The 1084-nt window shown below is 41.4% G+C and carries 2 protein-coding genes; one reads left to right on the top strand and one right to left on the bottom strand.

Translation table 11 applies throughout. The features are described from left to right. Positions 1 to 35: 35 nt before the first annotated feature. The gene (locus CXF78_RS01505; protein ID WP_102035764.1) at positions 36 to 725 is read left to right on the top strand and encodes a DUF3157 family protein; all 690 of its coding nucleotides are present in this window, start codon (positions 36 to 38) and stop codon (positions 723 to 725) included. 101 nt (positions 726 to 826) lie between these two features. Here CXF78_RS01505 and CXF78_RS01500 read toward each other — a convergent pair. Further along, a partial coding sequence (locus CXF78_RS01500) for a DUF5062 family protein (RefSeq protein WP_102035763.1) occupies positions 827 to 1084 on the bottom strand: 258 nt, incomplete at its 5' end.

The following is a 1084-nucleotide window of genomic DNA, read 5'->3' as shown; positions in this document are numbered from 1 at the left end:
CAAAAGAGTTAAAGACTTTCAATCAGGATGAATAGATGAAAACCAAACTTAATGCGATCGCATCAGCCCTATTTTTATTACTCGCTCCAGCAGCAATGGCCGCCAATGTTGCTGTTATCACCTTAGAAAATGGTGCCAATGTTCGTCTAAAAGACGACTTCACTTGGGAATACATCATTACCGAAACAGTAACCCAACCAGTGCAAGCTGCTAAAGCAGACATCACAGAGCAAGCAAACGGAGTAACACCGCCTGCAATTGCACCTGCAGCGTCGGTAGCTGCAGTAACAACACCTGTTGCAGCACAATCGGTTGCCATGCCTACTGCGCCTGCAGTTAATTCTCAAGTAGCAACCACACGCTTAACTGCAGCGGCGTTAGCACAACCAGAATTATTAGGCAGTACGGCTAAAGACGGCATTAAAATCACCCTTGCAGACACAAAATGGAAAGGCGATAAGCTCGGCTTAGTGTTCGATTTTGACAGCACCAGTAACGAACATGTCACAGTTGTTGAAGTTGAAGTGAGTTTTTACAATGACAACGGTGCATTGCTCAAAACAGAAAAGCTTGAAGCCTGGGAAGCTATATTCCGTATGCCAGAAACTTACCTGCGTAAAGGTCAGCATCGCCAAAGTGATACAATTTGGGTAGAAGGTGTTAATAAGCAGCAATGGCAAAAGCAGTTAATCAGCTTAAAAATTATTGAAATTGAATCACGTTAGTAAAATCGATATTAGCGCCTGTACATACAGGTGCTAAAGACAAAAAGCCCAAATGAAATATCGTTTCATTTGGGCTTAATTTAGTGTGTAGGTTGGTAACCTTAGTTCAATAATTCATGTTCTTTAGGCAGTTGCTTACTAATCCACAATATCAATTTATGTTTACGATTTGGACCATCATCTTTATCTTCGGCTAATGGTTGGATTAAATTGTCTTGCACTAATAATCGATAAATACATTCCACTTTATCTTTTGGCGAAATGCCTTTGCCAAAATCTTCAAAACCACGCTTTTGCGCGTATCCCATGCCAATCTCCATCGCGAGCTTGAGCAGTTTTGTATCGTGTTTACCCGCTTT

The organism is Shewanella sp. 11B5 (assembly GCF_002836795.1).
GTDB lineage: Bacteria > Pseudomonadota > Gammaproteobacteria > Enterobacterales > Shewanellaceae > Shewanella > Shewanella frigidimarina.
This window is presented reverse-complemented; position numbering and strand designations above follow the sequence as displayed.

What these genes read in the sequence shown, in the direction of transcription:
- CXF78_RS01505 (WP_102035764.1), top strand. Translation starts at nt 36, where the DNA reads ATGAAAACCAAACTTAATGCGATCGCATCAGCCCTATTTTTATTACTC.